Annotated in this window: 11 protein-coding genes; 2 read left to right on the top strand and 9 right to left on the bottom strand. The window is 61.5% G+C overall.

Going from position 1 to position 17,865, the window contains the following annotated elements; translation table 11 throughout:
* Positions 1 to 39 precede the first annotated feature (39 nt).
* From CJU81_RS00425 to cbiE, 9 genes are all read right to left on the bottom strand, one after another.
* Positions 40 to 1,425, bottom strand: a complete 1,386-nt coding sequence (locus CJU81_RS00425) for a PepSY-associated TM helix domain-containing protein (protein WP_095035073.1) — start codon at positions 1,423 to 1,425, stop codon at positions 40 to 42.
* Between the two features lie 99 nt (positions 1,426 to 1,524).
* Entirely contained in the window at positions 1,525 to 3,582 is a 2,058-nt protein-coding gene (locus CJU81_RS00420; protein WP_095035072.1) for a TonB-dependent copper receptor, read from the bottom strand.
* A 101-nt stretch (positions 3,583 to 3,683) separates the two neighbouring features.
* Positions 3,684 to 4,055, bottom strand: coding sequence for a DUF2946 domain-containing protein (locus CJU81_RS00415; RefSeq protein WP_095035071.1), 372 nt, complete (start codon positions 4,053 to 4,055; stop codon positions 3,684 to 3,686).
* Between the two features lie 48 nt (positions 4,056 to 4,103).
* Positions 4,104 to 4,598 (bottom strand): copper chaperone PCu(A)C, encoded by a 495-nt coding sequence (locus tag CJU81_RS00410; protein WP_095035070.1) that lies wholly within the window; start codon positions 4,596 to 4,598, stop codon positions 4,104 to 4,106.
* 48 nt (positions 4,599 to 4,646) lie between these two features.
* Positions 4,647 to 5,045 carry a DUF2946 domain-containing protein gene (locus tag CJU81_RS00405; protein WP_095035069.1) on the bottom strand — a complete coding sequence of 133 codons (399 nt, stop codon included), beginning with the start codon at positions 5,043 to 5,045 and terminating at the stop codon, positions 4,647 to 4,649.
* 98 nt (positions 5,046 to 5,143) lie between these two features.
* Positions 5,144 to 5,431, bottom strand: a complete 288-nt coding sequence (locus CJU81_RS23990) for a hypothetical protein (protein WP_176464773.1) — start codon at positions 5,429 to 5,431, stop codon at positions 5,144 to 5,146.
* Between the two features lie 69 nt (positions 5,432 to 5,500).
* Positions 5,501 to 6,229, bottom strand: a complete 729-nt coding sequence (locus CJU81_RS00395) for a cobalt-precorrin-6A reductase (protein ID WP_095035068.1) — start codon at positions 6,227 to 6,229, stop codon at positions 5,501 to 5,503.
* Positions 6,226 to 7,323: a cobalt-precorrin-5B (C(1))-methyltransferase gene (locus CJU81_RS00390; protein WP_095035067.1), complete on the bottom strand. Its 1,098-nt coding sequence runs from the start codon at positions 7,321 to 7,323 to the stop codon at positions 6,226 to 6,228. Before CJU81_RS00390 ends, CJU81_RS00395 begins: the two co-directional genes overlap by 4 nt.
* Positions 7,316 to 8,527, bottom strand: coding sequence for a precorrin-6y C5,15-methyltransferase (decarboxylating) subunit CbiE (gene cbiE / locus CJU81_RS00385; protein ID WP_095035066.1), 1,212 nt, complete (start codon positions 8,525 to 8,527; stop codon positions 7,316 to 7,318). Before cbiE ends, CJU81_RS00390 begins: the two co-directional genes overlap by 8 nt.
* A 188-nt stretch (positions 8,528 to 8,715) precedes the next feature.
* Between cbiE and CJU81_RS00380 the strand changes: the two genes are divergently transcribed.
* The gene (locus CJU81_RS00380) at positions 8,716 to 13,935 is read left to right on the top strand and encodes a dermonecrotic toxin domain-containing protein (RefSeq protein ID WP_141232553.1); all 5,220 of its coding nucleotides are present in this window, start codon (positions 8,716 to 8,718) and stop codon (positions 13,933 to 13,935) included.
* Positions 13,936 to 14,097: 162 nt separating this feature from the next.
* The gene (locus CJU81_RS00375) at positions 14,098 to 17,796 is read left to right on the top strand and encodes a dermonecrotic toxin domain-containing protein (protein ID WP_095035064.1); all 3,699 of its coding nucleotides are present in this window, start codon (positions 14,098 to 14,100) and stop codon (positions 17,794 to 17,796) included.
* Positions 17,797 to 17,865: the final 69 nt, after the last annotated feature.

Genomic DNA, 17,865 nt, shown 5'->3' with positions numbered 1-17,865 from the left:
CCATTATAGCCAAGGCTCTAGAATGCGCCTCTCGGATGCCTAATGCTGATCATGAGAGGTGCTCATGTGGCGCTGTTTTCGGATCAACAGCAGCAGGCGATCGAGCCCCCAGACAACGATCAACGAGGCGCCCACCAATGGGAATACGATGGCCAGGGCGAGCATGATCACTACCCCGGTCTTCCAGGTCGGCAAGTCGTGACGCAGCGCCGGTACGCCCAAACCGCCCTGCGGACGACGTTTCCACCAGATCACCAGGCCGCTCACGGAACTGAGCAGGATCATCAGGCACACCAGCAGAATCGCGATCTGGTTCAGAGAACCGAACAGCTTGCCCTCGTGCAGCATCACGCTCATTTCGGTGGCGCGGGCAACGTTGCCGTAGTGCTGCCAGCGCACGTCGGCCAGTACCGTGCCGGTGTATTGATCAACATGCAGGGTGGCGTCGTTGCGCGGGTCGTCAGCGAACACGGCAATGGTGAACACGCCGCTGGCGGTGGTTGGCAGGGTGATGCTGTAGCCGGGCTCGACCTGGCGGGCAGTGGCGGTGTCGACCACGTCCTGCAGGCGAATGCCGGGGGCGGCGGGGCCTGAAGCGTGCGCGGCGTGGGCCATATGTTCGGCGTGGGCGCCGGAGACCGGCATCGGCGTGTTTTCCATGGCCCAGGGCACGGTCTGGCGGGCGGCGTTGTTGAGGCTGCGGGCCTCGATATCGGACTTGGGCACGTCGTTCCACATGGCCACCGGGAAACGGTTCCACAGGTCGGCGTATTGCTTGCCCCAGAAGCCTGTCCAGGTCATGCCGCTGATCAGCATGAACAGCAGCAAGGCCGCGCCCCAGAACCCGGTAACGGCATGAAGGTCACGCCATAGCAGACGCCCGCGCCGGTTCAGGCGTGGCCACAGGATACCCGCTGCCGACTGCCCGCGAGGCCACCACAAGTACAGGCCGGACACCACCAGTACCACGCCCCAGCCGGCGGCAAGTTCCACCAGCCGGTCGCCGAGGGTGCCGATCATCAATTCGCCGTGCAGGGCGCGGGCTACGGCTTGCAGGTTGAGCTTGGCATCCTGCTCGCCCAGCACCTGGCCAGTGTAGGGGTTGATAAACACGTTGAGCTCGCGCCCGCCGTTGTTGATCACGAACTGGCCGCTGCGCTCGGGGTTGGCCGGGGGCAGGTACTGGCTGATATGGCCCTGTAGATAAGTGGCCTGCACACGGCTCAGTTGCTCGTCGGCGCTGAGGCTGTGATGGGCGGGGGTGACGTTGAGCAGATGGTCGTACAGCAGTGGATCAAGCTGGGGTTTGAACAGGTAAATGATTCCGGTCAGGGCCAGCAGGATCATGACCGGGGCGACAAACAGCCCGGCATAGAAGTGCCAGCGCCAGGCCAGGCTGTAGAAAGACGGTGTTGGTCGGCTCATGTGAGCGGCTCCGCAAATTTGAAATTGTTGTCGTCAGCAAAGACCCTCACCCTGGCCCTCTCCTTTCGGGAGAGGGTTGGGGTGAGGGCTGGCGGTCTGTCAGAAGCTCACATCTACCTTGGTCCACAGCGTGCGGCCCGGTTCATTGATGGCACGCGGATCGTTGGCCGGGTAGCCGTACCCGGCGTTGCCCGCCATGTTCAAGTGCTCGCTGTAGTTTTTATCCAGCAGGTTGTCGACCCCGGCGCTGACCTTGAGGTTTTTGTTGATGCGGTATGCACCGTTCAACGAGAACACGCCAAAGCCGGCGCTTTTGTCGAAGTCCTTGCCGACTACGTTGCCCGCATTGCGGTCGATACGGTCCTGGCGGGCGACGACGCGCCACAGGGCACCGGCGCTCCAGTCATCCTGGCTGTAGGTCAGGCCCAGGCGGGTGTCCAGCGGCGGCATTTGCGGCAGCGCTTTACCGTCGCTGGTGTTCTTGCCCCAGGCATAGGCCAGAGTGGCGTCGGCTTTCCAGTTGGAGGTCAATTGGTACGCAGCACCCAGTTCACCGCCCATGATCCGGGCATTGATGTTTTGCGCCTGAGAGTAGCCCTTGGCGTAGTTGAACAGGATGTAGTCCTGGACTATGCCCGCGTAGGCCGACGCCCAAGCTTCAAGGTTCTGGTTCTTGTACTGCAGGCCAGCATCCAGTTGGGTGGTTTTCTCCGGTTTGATGGCATCGAACGCATTCACCGAACCGGCCGGGCCAGAGCTAGGCGAAAACAGTTCCCAGTAATCGGGGAAACGCTGGGCATGGCCCAAACCTGCATAGACCGTGGTCGGGGTGTCGCTCAGGTCATGCTCGTAGCGCACGAAACCGCTGGGCAGGGTGTCAGCGCGGGTCTTGTCCAGGGTCGGGTTGGGCCTGCTCATCATCCCCGAGCCGAGTCGGGCGCGGTAATCCTTGGCGGATGCGCGGTCCAGGCGGGCGCCGGTAATCAGCCGGTCACGCTCGGCGGCGTACCAGATCAACTCGCCAAAGGCTCCGTAGTTGTGGAAATCGGCGTCCTTGCTCCAGTTTTGATCCTTATAGGTATCGATGCCCATGCCCGAGCGTTTGCGGTGCTCATTGGTCTGGGCATCAATGCCGCTGATCAACTGGTAGTCGGCCCAGCGCCAGGTGGCCTTGACCCGTGCGCCGAGGGTGCGGCGGTCGACGTTGGAAGCCATTGGGCCAGCCATCATGCCGGTGCCCGACGGGGTGCGCAGGGTGTAGTTGTCCATTACATGGTCGGCGTAGTTGTAATAGACCTGTGCTTCGATCTTGTCGAGAACGTCGCCGATATTGGATTTTTCAAAGCGCAGGCCCAGGCTTTCGCGCTTGTACTGGCTGCCGTCCATGCCGCGTCCGGCCGAGCGCGCTTCACCGTCGCCCTTGCCGGCGGTGAGTTCCAGCAGGGTATCGGCGTCCGGGGTCCAGCCCAGGGCTATATCGCCGTTCCATTTGTCGTAGCGCGAGGGCACGGTGTCACCGTTGCCGTCCTTGTAGTCATCAGCATGGGCAGTGTTGCCGATCACCCGCACGTAGCCCAGCGGGCCACCGGCGGCGGCGTCGATGGTCTTGTCGAAGCGCCCGTTGGAACCCGCCAGCAGGCTGGCGTTGACCCGTGTGCCCAGCTCGCCGAAGTGCTCGGGCTCGCGCTCGAACAGGATGGTGCCCGCCGAGGCGCCCGGGCCCCAGAGCACGGTTTGCGGGCCTTTGATGACCGTGAGCTTGTCGTAGGTTTCTGGCGAGATATACGAGGTGGGGGCATCCATGCGCCCGGGGCAGGCACCGAGCATCATGCCGCCGTTGGTGAGGATGTTCAGGCGCGAGCCGAACATGCCACGCAACACCGGGTCGCCATTGGTGCCGCCGTTGCGGATCAGGGCGAAGCCGGGAATGGTTTTGAGGTAGTCGCCGCCATCGCTGGCGGGTACAGGCTGGCGTGGGTCCTTGGGGTTGGTGACGATGGTCAGCGGTGAGCTGGGGGCGATGGCAGTGATTACCAGCGGGCTCAGCTCATTGCTGTGCCCGGCATGTTCGTCGGCCACGGCGGTGGTTGCCAGGATCGCACAGCACAGGGTGCTGAGGGTAAAGGGCAAACGGTAGGCAGCAGTAAAGCGGGACATATACATTCCAATAGTCAGACGAATACAACGCGGCCACGCACCTGCGGCTGTCTAAAGCAGCGCATGCAGGTCGGCCAGATGATGTGTTGTGGTGTCGGTAGCTAGAGGAATACCGGAGGCGCGCGCGAGCGGGCGCCGGGGAAGACCGGTTGCCGGGCATGGCCCAGGCGGGGGTTGGCGGCCAGATAGCTATTGGGCTCTGGCGAGTTGTAAAGGGTCAGGCCCGGGGTGCCGGGCAGGGCCGGGCAACTGAACAGCAGGGTGCAGTAGCCGCACTTTTCCCAGATGGCATGGTGGTCAGTGCCGGGCTGCTCATGATTGGCGTGCGCAGACATGTCCATGCCCATATCCATCGACATGGGCATTGGCATGGAGGCGTGATGGTCCATCGGCATCGCCTGGGAAATCAGCGGGCCGATAAAGATCATCAACATGGCAAACAGGCTCAGCCAACTGCCGCGAATGTGCGACATGGAGTGCCTGGCGCGAGGTTCGCGCACGGGGGTCAGCAACCTTGGCCGTTAGTGGGCGTGCATGTGTTCCATGCTGTCGGCCGGGGCCTGCTTCTGCACATTGACTTGCACCGGCACGGCACCGGCTTTTTCAAAATGCAGGGTCAGGGGGAAGTGCTTGCCGTCTTGCAGCAGGCTGCGATCCTTGAGGCCGAACATCATCACGTGGTACGCCATGGGCGCAAATGTGACGGTGCCACCAGGCGGGACTTCGACGCTGGCCACGGGCAGCATCTTCATCAGGTCGCCTTCCATGATGTGCTGGTGCAACTCGGCCTTATCGGCAATGGGCGTGTCGACACTGACCAGCCGATCGGCCGTGCTGCCGGTGTTGTGAATGACGAAATACGCCGCCACGGTCGGGGCGTTGGGCGGTAGCTCCTGGGACCACGGGTGGGCGATTTCGAGGTCGCCGCTTTTGTATTCGTGGGCGTTGGCAAAACAGGCAGGCAGCAACACAGCCGCCGCAATCACGACGTGCTTGAACAAGGAAAGGTTCAACATGGCAATTCTCCGGAACGATTCAAAACGCAAAGGGGTTGCGAGGATGAATCAGGCCAGGGGCGATGCGCGGGGGTTGAGGCTCGGCCATTGCTGGCGCGGGGTGGGGCGTTTGAGATGATCGGGGACCAGGCTGTGGCCGCGCTCGATGGCTGCAAAATAAAGCGTGGGAATATGCGCGGGCAGCGCCACCAGCGGCGCAGAGCCCGAGCAGCACCAGCAATGCTGCATGTTTGAGTGATCATCTTGCTGGCCGTCGGCGGGCTCGAACTTGCCCAGCGACACGGCGACCATCTTGGTGCCGGTGGAGGAGCAGAAGCTGCTCCACATGAATTGTTCGGTGGGGCCACGCTCAGCGGATTGTGTCGCCCCGGCCATCGACATGGCGAGCATGTTGAACAGCACTGCAAAGCAGGCGATCCAGGCAAATGCAAACCGTTGTCGGGACATGACGAATTCCGTGAGTGGAGCGATCAGGCGGCTATTTAGCCTGAATGCTCGGCGTAAGTAAAAATAGCGGGTGTGGCGAAGTGTCGCTGATCAATGGATTAATCGGCAGTTATGAACGCCTGGACTAATGCTTGAAGGGTGAAATGGGCCAATTCACGCTCTCCATTAGTGAATAGAGTAGCGGCCTCATCCAGTAGCGCTTGCACAAATTCGGGGTCATGGCCGGATCGTTCATAAAGTGTTTGTTTGAAACTTGTTGTCAGTGCGTTTTGGATCAGGCTGCCATCACCCGGGTCACTTTCTACGCATGCCTCAAGGCAAGCCGCTATGTCTTTGGGTGTTTTTAGATAATCAGCGATGTCGAAACGGACAAGTTGCTCAATCATGGGAAGTCCTCACAGATCAAGCGGCGAAGCTTATGCTTGAGCCAAATAGCATCGCCAGCGATTACACATTCACAAATAACTTCCCCGCGCCAACGCCTCCAGCACGTCCTTGGTCGTCAAAAACTCCCGGTCCACCTGCGCCAACTCCGGCCGCTTGAGGATCAACACGGGCACCCCGCGTTCACGGGCGACTTCAAGCTTGGGCTCGGTGGCGCTGCTGCCGCTGTTCTTGCTGATCAACACATCGATCCGGCGCTGCTTGAACAAGGCGCGCTCTTCGTCGATCAGGAAAGGGCCCCGTGCGCCGATCACTTCGCAACGCTCATTGCCCGGATAGACGTCGAGGGCGCGCAAGGTCCAGAACTGCTGTTCGGGGATCTCATGCACATGCTCCAGCGGCTCGCGGCCCAAGGTGAACAGCGGGCGCTTGAAAGGCTTGAGGGCTTGGACCAGTTCGCTCCAGTGCGCCACTTCGCGCCAGTCATCATCCGGTTGCGCAACCCACGCGGGGCGGCGCAAGGCCCAGCACGGGATATTGCTGGCGGCCGCGGCGAGGGCCGCGTTGTGGCTGATTTGCGCGGCGTAGGGGTGAGTGGCGTCCAGCAGCAAATCGATACCCTCGTCGCGGATGTACTGCGCCAAACCCTCAGCGCCGCCATAGCCGCCCACCCGCACTGAGCAGTTCAGATCGGTTGGCACGCGGCCAACCCCGGCCAGGCTGTAGACATGCTGCGGGCCCAATGTGCGGGCGATGGCCAGCGCTTCGGTCACGCCGCCCAATAACAAAATACGCTTCATGCAAAGGCTCCGGCGTGACCGACGATCCCGCCCTGGCGGTCGATGGCAAATACTTCAACCTGCACCTGGGCCGGCACCACGCTGCGGGCAAAATCCAGCGCGTGCTGGCATACCGCATCACCCAGCGCGATGCCGGCGGCGCTGGCCATCGCCAGGGCTTGCTGGCTGGTGTTGGCCTGGCGGATGGCCTCCTGGAGCTGATGGTCGGCCCCGATATCCGCTGCCCATTGGGCCAGTTGCGCCAGGTCGATGCTGGAGTGACGACTGTGCAGGTCCATATGGCCTGCGGCCAGTTTGCTGATCTTGCCGAAACCGCCGCAAATGCTCAGTTTATCCACAGGCACTTTGCGCAGATGCTTGAGCACTGCGCCGACAAAATCGCCCATTTCGATCAGGGCGATTTCCGGCAAGTTATAGACCCGGCGCATGGTGTCTTCGCTGGCATTGCCGGTGCAGGCGGCAATGTGCAGGTAACCGTTGGTCTTGGCTACGTCGATGCCCTGGTGGATCGAGGCGATATAAGCCGCGCAGGAGAACGGCCGCACGATGCCGCTGGTGCCCAGGATTGACAGCCCGCCGAGAATCCCCAGGCGCGGGTTCATGGTTTTCAGGGCCAGGGCTTCGCCGTCCTGTACGTTGACGGTCACTTCAAAGCCACCGCCGTAACCCAGTTCGGTTGCCAGTTGCTGCAGATGTTCGGTGATCATTTTGCGTGGCACCGGATTGATCGCCGGCTCGCCTACGTTCAATACCAGACCCGGGCGGGTTACGGTGCCGACACCTTGCCCGGCAACAAAGCCGATGCCCGGTTCCGGTCGCAGGCGCACCCGTGAATAGAGCAGTGCGCCGTGGGTCACGTCGGGATCGTCGCCGGCGTCCTTGAGGGTGCCCGCTTCGGCGCCGTCTTCCCACAGACGGCAGAACTCCAGGCGCATTTGCACCTGTTTGCCCTTGGGCAAAGTGATTTGCACGGCGTCGTTACACACGCCGCCCAGCAGCAGGCGGGCAGCGGCCAGGCTGGTGGCGGTGGCGCAGCTGCCGGTGGTCAGGCCGCTGCGCAGGGGGGCGGGTTGTTCGGCGGTTTCGTCACGCATCGAGGGGCTTGGTCATGTCCAGAAGAGTAATCGGCAACGCCTGGCGCCAGGTGTCGAATTCGCCCAAGGGTTGGGCCTGGGCGATATGAATGCGGGTCAGCTCGCCGCCGTAGCGCTCGCGCCAGCTCATCAGCAGCATTTCGCTTTGCAGGGTAACGGCATTGGCCACCAACCGCCCGCCAGGCTTGAGCTGCTGCCAGCAGGTATCAAGCACGCCTTCGCGGGTCACGCCGCCGCCGATAAAGATCGCGTCCGGGCGCTCCAGCCCGGCAAGGGCCTGGGGCGCCTTGCCGCGAATCAGTTGCAGGCCGGGCACACCCAGGGCATCGCGATTGCGTTCGATCAGTTGCTGGCGACCTTCATCGGCTTCAATCGCCACTGTGCGGCAACTCGGCCAGGTACGCATCCACTCGATGCCGATCGAGCCGCTGCCCGCGCCCACATCCCACAGCAACTGGCCGGGCAGGGGCGCGAGGCGGGCGAGGGTCACTGCACGTACATCGCGTTTGGTCAGTTGACCGTCATGTTCGAAGGCGCTGTCGGGCAAGCCCCCGACCCGTGACAACGGCCGGGCGCTGGCGTCGGCCAGGCAATCGATGGCGACCAGGTTCAGGGCTGCGACGGGAGGCTCGTTCCAGTCGCTGGCGCTAGTGTCGATGCGGCGCTCGGCCGGGCCGCCCAGATGCTCCAGTACCGTCATGCGGCTGGGAGCAAAACCGCGCTCACACAACAGGCGGGCGATGCTGGCCGGGCTGCTGGCGTCATTGCTCAGCACCAGCAGGCGCACGCCGTTGTGCAGGTGGGCATTGAGCGCCGCGACGGGGCGCGCCACCACCGACAGCGTGATGACGTCCTGCAGGGGCCAGCCCATTCGCGCCGCAGCCAGGGAAAAGGACGAAGGCGCTGGCAGCACGTTCATCTCATCTCGCGCTACCACCCGCGCCAGGCTGGCGCCGACGCCGAACAACATGGGGTCACCGCTGGCCAGTACACAGGTTGGCGTGTTGCGCAGGGCCAGCACTGGGGCCAGCGAAAACGGGCTGGGCCAGGTCTGGCGCTCGGCGCGGATGCAGGCGGGCAGCAGATCGAGCTGGCGCTGGCTGCCAATCACCCGGCTCGCGCCCAACAAGGCGCGACGCGCGTTTTTGCCCAGCCCGCCAAAGCCGTCCTCACCGATTCCCACAACTGTTAGCCAGGGCGACATGCCGTTCCTCTTGATAAACGCCGGATTGTTCCTCCGCTACCGGGCGAATGCCCTGCGGATACAGGCGCGCATGATAACGCGCCTTGACCTGCACCAGAGTTGATCTTTACGGGTGGTAGCGGGGTAGTGCCTTTGCATGGGATAGCCGGGGCAAAGTTGCCTCCTTTTTTATTCAAGGGCTGCAGCCAGTGACAATAGACCTGCTTGAACCGGGTGACTGGATCGCAGCCATGCAAGAGGGATATCTGGCCAACGTGGCGCGTCTCGATGCCGCCGGGCAACTGACGGCCGAAGAACTTGCCAACTTGCAACAGGTCGCGGCGTTGCAGCCCCTGTACGTGTATGCCCTTGAGCTCGGCGCCGACAACGGCCCGCTGGCAGATCTTGCCGGTCATTTCATGGTCACCCAGGCGGACAATAATCAACGTGACGCATTTTTGTATTCCCCCCTTACAGGGTTGGAGCGCATCGCCAATTCAACCATGCTGCGTACGACCCTCAAGCGGCGCCTGGCCGACCCATTGGCGCGTGACACCCTGTTGCGCTTTATGCCGATTGAGGTGCGCGAGAGCCTGAGAAGCGTGCGCTCTCTGAGGATGCGACGGGTCTTGATTGAAGGGCGTGTATTTGATCATCGCAGGCGCTCGGTGCTCGACTTGCGCCTGCACAATCTCGAATTATTGAAGGCACGGCTGCTCGGCCTGCCGTCCTTGCGCGATGTGCTCAATGCGCAGCTCGCAGTGGCGCTGGAGCAGCAATTCCAGGGGCTGGGGCTGTCGGCGCAAACGTTGAGGGTCAATAGCTACGCCATGACCGCGGCTGACGACCCGCCAGCGCTGTCGAGCACGAGCCTTGCCGATCTGGCCCTCAAGTATTTGGCCAAGGGTGAATGGCCGGGCAACCAGATGCGCGAGTACCTGAGCCCGACAGTGGCCTTCGATGCGCTGCAGGCGCGATCACCCACACTGGATGTGCAGATGTACCGGTTGGTGCGCGAGACTGCCGGGGGCATCAAGGACTTGCTGCTCCAGCAGCTGGAGGCCTGGTGGTATCTGGATATTCACGGGCTGAGCCTGCGGGTGCTGGCCGTTGAGATCATGGCTGACCGCTTTTTCAATGAGCTGCTGCAGGCCCGTCATGAAGGGCGGATCGGCCCGTCCCTGTTCGATGAGCTCATGGATGCAGGGCGTTTGCGCCGCGAAGATGACCGGCACCCCCGTGGCCAATGGCGGGCAACCCGGTTGTCATTGCGCGGGCAGGGGCCTGTCAGGGTCGATCTGGCAGGCCTGTTCTGCCTCTCTGCATCTGCTATCCGGCCAGAGCGGTTCTTGTTCAGTGCGCGCAGCGGGCTTGAGCATTTTGACAATGAAGAGGCCCTTGAACGGCAGGTACTGGCACGCCTCAAGGAACCCCGCAGCAACGTGTCCCTGCTGGCGCATGTAGCGCGGGACCAGCAGCCGGTGCTGGGGCTCATGATGGATACAGGGATCGGCGTCGAGATCATTGAGGGTGATCTGTTTGAAAACCGCGTGCGCTCCATCATCGACAAACAACGGCGTGACATCAGCTTCCTGCTCGGTGCCGTGCGGGGTACGGACTACGATGTAAACGCGGTAGTCGAGCATGGGCTAGACGTGCGTACGCTGCTCGATCCGCGTTTTGACAAGGTGAGCCAGCAAGGGCGCTGGAGCACCCGGCTGGTGCTGGATGGCCCGGCGTCAGCAGCTGGCGCAGCAGGTGGCAGCGCGACGCTGCGTTTGACCCAGAGCAAACTGCAAGCGTTGAACGGGCAAATGGCGCTGTTGCTGCTGGGCAGGCCCGGCCTTCGGGACTTTGCCCACAGGCGGCTCAAGCAGCAACTGGCGCTGCTTGGCTTGAGCCATCTGGCTCCCAGGGATCTGGTGCTGCGCATTTATGCCACTGCTACCTTGCGCAAGCAGTTGGAGCCGTTGCGCGTTGTCCCTCTGGTTGATGCCTTGCTGGAGCGGGTCACCGGCTGGAGCCCCCTGCCTGTCGACGGCGCAAGAATTCGTCTGGGCGTGCGAAAAAACAGCCCGGACATCAAGCCGGTTTATCCCCCCGATGGTGCGCTGGTATTGACCCTGCTCGACCGCGCCGCAGTGGGCATTGTGGCCGACTACAGGCATCAACTGCGTCAGTTTTACGACACTGGGCAGAACGCGTTGGCCGGATCGAACGTGATCAACCGGATGGCCCGGTTCCGGGGGGCGGCGCTGCGTTACGAAGCAGCCGTCAAGCAGCTCGACGGGCGCCTGGCCCCCACCGCGAGCGCCATTGTCAGTGCCGTGCTGGAGCACACGGCTTACCATGAACGGCGGGCGCTTGACGGTTTTATCCCTGATGTCTGCGAGCTCGCGCTTACCCTGCCCGACAGGCAACCTGGCATTACCCTGCGCGACTGCTATGTGATCACCGGGCGCGGCGGTACCGACAGCCAGAATTCAGGCAGCGCCCTGTTGTGGATGACGAGCAAGGGCCTTGAAAGCTTCGACTCGCTGGGCTTGTGTCTTGAGGCCTTGCAGACCCGGTGGTTGAACCGTGATGAGCAAGGGCATCTGCTGCGCTGCATCAGCCTGCGTGAGCGTGCCAGGGCGCTGGTTGCTGTCGATGTGCAATGGACTGCCAGCGTGATCGAAACACCCTGGCTTGAAGCCTGTCAGCGCCGGCAAGCGGACAAACACCTCAGTGATATCGGCTGGCTGCTGGAGCGTGGTGTGGCTCAGCAGGCATCGGCGGCGCAGCTGGTCAATCAGGTGGAGTGTTACTGGTCGGAGCAGGCGCCATTCAATGTAGATACAACGCTGGACGACGCCCGTCAGTGGATGTTCCGGGAGCAATTGCCTGACTGGCTCAAGCAAGCCGCCGTCATAGACCAGCAGGCCTACGCGCAAATGCTGCTGCGTTACCGTCAGGCTGGCGGTGAGCCTTACTCGCATGGCGTGCCCGAACTGCTGGACTATGCCCGCGAGCGTCTGGCCTGGCGACTGAATGCGGATTTTCCGGGTAGCGCTCCAGCCCCGGACCAGATTGAAATCACCGTGGTGCAGTACGCCGGCCCGGCGGGTGCAGAGATCGCCGGCGGCGCGGCGGTCTCAAGGCTAAGCCGGTCGCTGACGTACTTTGCCCTGAGCAACTTTTTTGCTGTGCCCACGGGTGTGCGCAGCTACCACTCACTGGGTGACAAGCCATTGCCGGCAGGGCTGGATGATCATTATGTGCGTGAGCTGGTGCGCTCGCTGGACCTTGCCCAGGGCTACCAGGCGCTGCTGGCTGAGCAGCTCACTCCGGGGCATGAAGGTGTTGCCCGACGCCAGGCGCTGTTCAGCCAGCAGTTACCGGCCCAGGTGCTCGAATACGCACTGCAGGCCAGGCTCAATGGGGCGTTGAGCCAGACGGCCCACGACTATGTGGAGCATGTTTTTAACAGCCCTGATGCAACAGCCCGCGAGCGTTTCAGGGGCATCGAACTGGTGATCCGGCCTTTGGCTTTTCGCGCTGTTGCCGGTCGACATCCAGACCAGGCTGCGGGCATCTACCTGATTGGCCCGGTTGCCCTCGATAGTGCGCCGCAAGTGCTGTACATGCTTTATGGCAAGGGCCCGATGCTTCGTGAGTACGCTGGCCAGGCCGATTTTCTGCACCAGCTGCATGGTTCTGAACCCTTGCAGGACGAGGTGCTGGCGCGTCTGGAGTCGAGGGTGCGCAAGATCTATGACTATGGCGGCTTTCACGAGCCGCATGTTGGTTATGTCGATCCGACCTTGAGTTCGCCGCTTGAGGCCAACCCTCCCGCAACGCTTGATACAGCGCAACTGCGCGGCAACTGTTTGGGCCAGCTGTACGTAGACACGCTCAATGTACGACTGGCTCTGGCGCGCACCCGGGCCCACAGCGCAGCGCAGGCAGACTGGGCGTCTCTGACGTATTTGCTGTCGCTGCTGGCGGACACGGCACTGCTGGTTTTGCCGGGCAGGTTGAGCGTGCCCCTGATGGTCTGGCAGGCCGAAGCCAGTACCCTGGCCGCCGTGCAAGCGGTAGCCGACGATCGCTGGGGGCAGGCATTGTTTGATTTCGCCAATGCCCTGTTGATGCTTACGAGCAGCCACGCAACTTGGGCCCGCCCCGCGCAGGAACCTCACGGCGTTGCGGCCTTCGAGACCCCGATGGGCACCTTGAACCGTGAGCAGCAAGCGAGTTTGCGTCCCTATGCCGCCAATCAGGTGTCGTTGAGCGATTTGCAGGAAGATACGGCTACCGGGCTATATACCGAAACGCCGTCAGGCCGGCGTTTTATTGCTCTGGACGGGCAGGTGTTTGAGGTGGTGGCCTGGCAGGAACGTTGGCGTATTCATATCGGTGAGGGTCACGACGGCCCTTTGGTCAAGCGCAACGACGAGCATCGCTGGACCCTTGATCTGAAGGAGCCCTTGCCGGGTGGCGGCCAGGCATTGGGTACGCGTTCGGGTACATCGGGGGCTCTTGCTTTTGGCCGGGGTCAAACGGTCACGGCACTGGGTATGCCTGCCATCGAGCGCCTGCACCCGCGCAAGGCCCTGGTGATACGCGAGGCGCATGAGCAGGCCGTGCGTTACCTGACCGACTGCAAGGAACATCTGCAATCGGTCAGTAGTGCCAGCCAGCTGAATGCCCGGACGCGACGGCTTCTTGCCCGGGTGTTCAGCGTGACGCAGATCGAAGACGCCTTGCTGGACAGGCTCAAGCGCATCGTCGACAAGCTGCTGACTGCCCTGCAGTCGGCCGAGTTCTCGCCCCTGAATTCTCGTCGCTACGGGCTGTATTCGCCGCCCAATCCGCGAGAAGTGGCCCGGGTTACGGCGCTGGGCAGTGTGGTCAAACGCAAGGTTGTGCTTTTTGCCCAGGGCTACTTTGCCAGTGCCGACGAGATCTTCAGCCTGTCTGTGAACGGGCTGGACGGCCGCGAGTTCGACCGGGTCAAGCACTCCACGGCCACCATTCTGATCCATGAATTCAGCCATCTGGTCATGGGCACCATCGATATCAATTACCTGGGGGTCAGCCATCCCTTCGAGGAGTTGCTGGTGCCCGAGGTTGCCTGGGATGGCCAGATACGCGCGCTGAAAAGGCAAATGCAGGACCACCGCTATCGCCAGCTGAGCACTGATATACGCAAGGAGGATCTGTTCAAGGAAAAGTACAGCAATAGGCGCAGCTATCTGCCCCTGACATTCAAGCTGGCGCACACCCTGATTCAGAAGACCGGCAGTAAAAACATCGAAGAGGTGCGTGAGCGGTTTTTCGGTGAGCCGGCTTTTCGCCAGAGGGTAATCCTGATGAATGCCGATTCGCAGACGTTGTTGATCACCTGGCTCGGGTACTTCAAACCGGCTACGAGCACTGCCGTTTGATCGTCCGGCAAGTGCCGGAGTATCTATGTAGTGCCACGACCGAACAGGCTCGGGATAGCGTGCTGTGCATTGTCCGCAAGCGCAGAGAGATCAACCATGAAGGCAATCACTTCTACATTTAATACCGGCTCAGCTTCGCCCGAGACCTTAAATGCCCGCTCGATGGCAACTGGCATCGGTGGGCAGGCCGATGAGTTGGTGATGCAGTTAATCAATATTGCGTCGCGGCTCGATGGGTTGTTGCAGCCCTGGCCTGCGCCATTTTTGTATGCGCAAACAAGGCTCGTGAAGGCGCTTACCCGAGCGGGACATGACGCGCTGGAGCTCGAGCGCATCCGCCTGCAGTTCGCAGGCATGCGTGAGCCGGTCACGCTCACGCAGGCACTGCTGCAACAGGTCACCGGGCTACAGCCGTTGCCGCGTGATCCCGAGCAGATAGAGGCGGGCCTGCTCAGGCTGGATACCCAGGATCTCAATCCGCCCAGGCCGCTTTCAGGCATTGAGCTAATCAATGTTCTTGATCAGGCCGCAACGGGGTTCTCACAGGGCTTTGTCATTCAACTCCGGGCCTTTTTCTATGCCCCGGCCCTGCCGTTAAGATCTGATGCGTTGATCGACCGGCTGTGCACCCTGAGGCTGGCAATGCTGCGGACCGAATTGCAGCTGATGCAACTGGGCAAGCAGCTTTCAGCGACTGACCTGGCGGTGCTGAGTACCGTGCTGAACCAGCCGGTGAGCAGCCAACGTTCAGCATTGGCAGGGTTTGTACCCGACGTGTCTGGAATTGCACTATCAATCAATGGCAATCAGGGCCGGCTGGATATCGTCAACTGCCTGCTGTTCACCGAGCGCGGTGGTCTGGAACCCGCAACTGCCGGGCGTGCCATCTTCTGGAGCTCCCTCTCGGGCTTCGAGGCCTTTGCGTCGGTGGAAGAGTGCAGGGCCCGGCTGCAAGCCCGTCTTGCTGACAAGGCGCGGCGCTGGGAGCTGCTGGCCCATGTCAGCATTGGTGCACAGCCACAGGTCATGGCCTGGCTGGACAGCATTGCAGAAAGCAAAAATGGCGGGCTGCAATTCGTACGCTATGAGCACGACTTTGTCCGCGAGGCCCAGCAGCAAGTGATTGCCAAGGTACTTGCAGATGCCGGCTTTGCCTGCCGTACGGCTCAAGCCATCCCCTTGTCGGCACAGGCCTTTGAAAACCTCGTGCAAAGTGAATTGGTGCAAGGCCGTGCAGGGCTTGTACTGGAACGTGTGATTGAAATGGCGCGCCTGCAAGCGTTTGAAGCTGCAATGCCGCAGTGGTTGAAAAGTGCCTCGCAAGCAGATCAGCAGGCTTACGCCGCATTGTTGCAGCGCTATCCAGACGCCGGGCAGGAACAGCAGAACTATCTGCATGACATCCCTCCGCTTGCCGAGTACGCCCGCGCGCTGCTGAAACTGCGCCTGGAACTCGACTTCGCGGGGCAGGGGCTGGACCCTGATGCGATCGAGGTGGTGATCGACACCTATGTGCCTTCACCGGTACCCGTGGGCAGCACGCCCGCTTTTTTGCCGGCCGCAACGACGCGTATTGTTCAGACCCTTACGCAATTTTCACTCAACGGCTTTTATCGGCTCACTGCAGGCGCTATCTCCTTGCGAACGCCTGACGGCAGTGAGTTGCCGTCGATCTTGAGTGCGACGTATGTAAAACAATGGGCCCGACAACTGGATATCGGCGCGCATTACCGTGGCCTGTTGCAGGACAAACTGGCGCCCGGAAAACAGGGCGTGGCCGTGCGCCAACAACAATTTGCCGAGCAACTTTCGCTGCAGGTGATGGAGCAGGCCCTGCGGGAAAAACTGATCGACCCGGGCCAGGAGGTGGCCTATCGGTACATGCAGCAGGTCATCAGCATGCCGGATGGTGTGGCGCGCCTGACGTTGAACAGAATGCCGATCATTGTCCGGCCATTTGAGCTGATAGCCGAGCCCGAGGCAGATCCTGATCGGGCCAGGGGGCTCTACATCATAGGGCCTGTGGAATACGGCGCCGGGCCACAGATGCTATGGGTCAACTACAGCGAGCGCTTTACTTTCAAAGCGTACACCAACGAAGCCTCCTTGCTCGATGACCTGCGTATCAACACCGACTTGCAGGCGCTGGTGCTTCAGCGGCTTGAGCCCGAGGCCCGTAAAACCTACAACTATGGCGGCTTTGTGGAGCCCCATGTCCCGCAGTATGTGGATGCGTCCCTCGGCAGTTTCATGCTCAGGCCGGCGCCCCCGACCCTGTCGCTATCGCCCATCGCGGGCAACCTGTTTGAACAGTTGTACGTCGACAATTACTACCTGTTGCTGGACATGGCCGCAGCGCAGTCGAAGACCACTGCCGAAGCCGACTGGGAGTCGTTCAAGTACCTGTTTTCGTTGATTGCTTCTACGGCGTTGATGTTTTTGCCTGCCAGGTTGAGCATTCCCATGGTGGTCTGGCAGTCGACGGGCTTTGTGCAGCAAGGTTTTGAGGCCGCGCAAAAAGGCGAATGGGGCGAAGCCGTGGCCGGTTTTGCTTCCTTGCTGGCGCAGATTGGCGGTGGTTATCGGGCACCGCGCCAACCGCAAGCGGGCACCCCGGTAGTTGTGCGTCAGCTGGAGCCCGAAGCGGCGGTGCGGCTGACGCCGGAGCAAGAGACCGGCTTGCAGCCCTTTCAAGCCAATGATGTGGCCTTGCTGGACCTCAAGCAGGACAGCCTTACCCGGTTGTACCATCATCCCGGCACAGGTCTTCACTATGTGCCGTTGGGGGGGCATGTTTTCCAGGTGCAGGCCTGGCGTGAGCGTTGGCGCATTTTTATCGGCGAAGGCCGCGAAGGGCCGCTGGTAAAGATCAACAAACGTGACCATTGGGAGTTGGATCTCAAGGAGCCGCTGCTGGGCGGCGGCCCTGTGCTATCAACTACGGCGTCGATATCCGACCGCCTGACCCATGAGGTGCAGGCCAGCGGCATGGCCAGCATTGCGCGACGTTTTCCAGAAAAGGCGTTGGCCATTCGTGAGGCCCATGAGCTGGCCGTAACCTACCTGCAGCGCAGCCAGAGTGCCCTGCAGACCGTGCTCGAACCCGGTGCGCAGAATGCCCGGAGCCGGGCGTTGATACAGGAATTCTTTGATGTGGAGCACGTGGATCAGCCGTTGCTTGAGCGCCTCAAGGAAACGGTCGAGCCTCTGCTTGCGCGGTTTTTGCACCCCGAGCTGTCGCCGTTGACCTCCAGTAAGTACGTGGTCTGCCGCGCTCGCTTCAGCGACAAGGCAGTTGCCTGGATACACCGTTGGGATACGCAGAACCGCTTGTACTTGAGTGAGCGTTTTTTCAGCACGCCATTTGATACACCCTACGCCTTGGGCCAGCCTTTTGTGAAAGCTACCCGGCCACCCTTCAGAACCAACGAGCACTATCGGGCAGCCTTTATGCTGCATGAGGTCAGCCATCAGGTGCTGGATACCGAAGATATCAACTACCTGAATCCGGGCTTTCCTTACGAGGACCTGCTGGATGACACAACGCCTCTGGGCAATCAGATCAAATCGTTTAACCAGGTCGTTCAGGATTGCCACTCGCCCTATATTTCGACTGAGCACCTGTTTCAGCAGTTTGATCCTGAACAACACACTTGGGCAGACATACCCGGTAATCCGGGCAAGGCCCGGGTCAAAGCTGTTACCGGCGTAAAAACCCTTGAGCAAGCACGGTCGGTCTTTAAAAATGATGCCCGCAAGCGCATTGATCTCATGCTGGCCAACGCCGATTCAGTGGTGCTGCTGATCACCCGCCTGGGCCGGGATCATCCGCAACTGCCGCAGACTAATACACTGGAGTAGTCATTCCGTCTGGCAGGCTTTTCATGCAATCGCCCAAAGCAGGCATAATGCGCCACCTGCAATAGCGTA

This window comes from Pseudomonas fragi (genome assembly GCF_002269505.1).
Lineage (GTDB): Bacteria > Pseudomonadota > Gammaproteobacteria > Pseudomonadales > Pseudomonadaceae > Aquipseudomonas > Aquipseudomonas fragi_D.
Note: the sequence above shows the minus strand (reverse complement) of the source record. Positions and strands in the feature narration are given on the sequence as shown.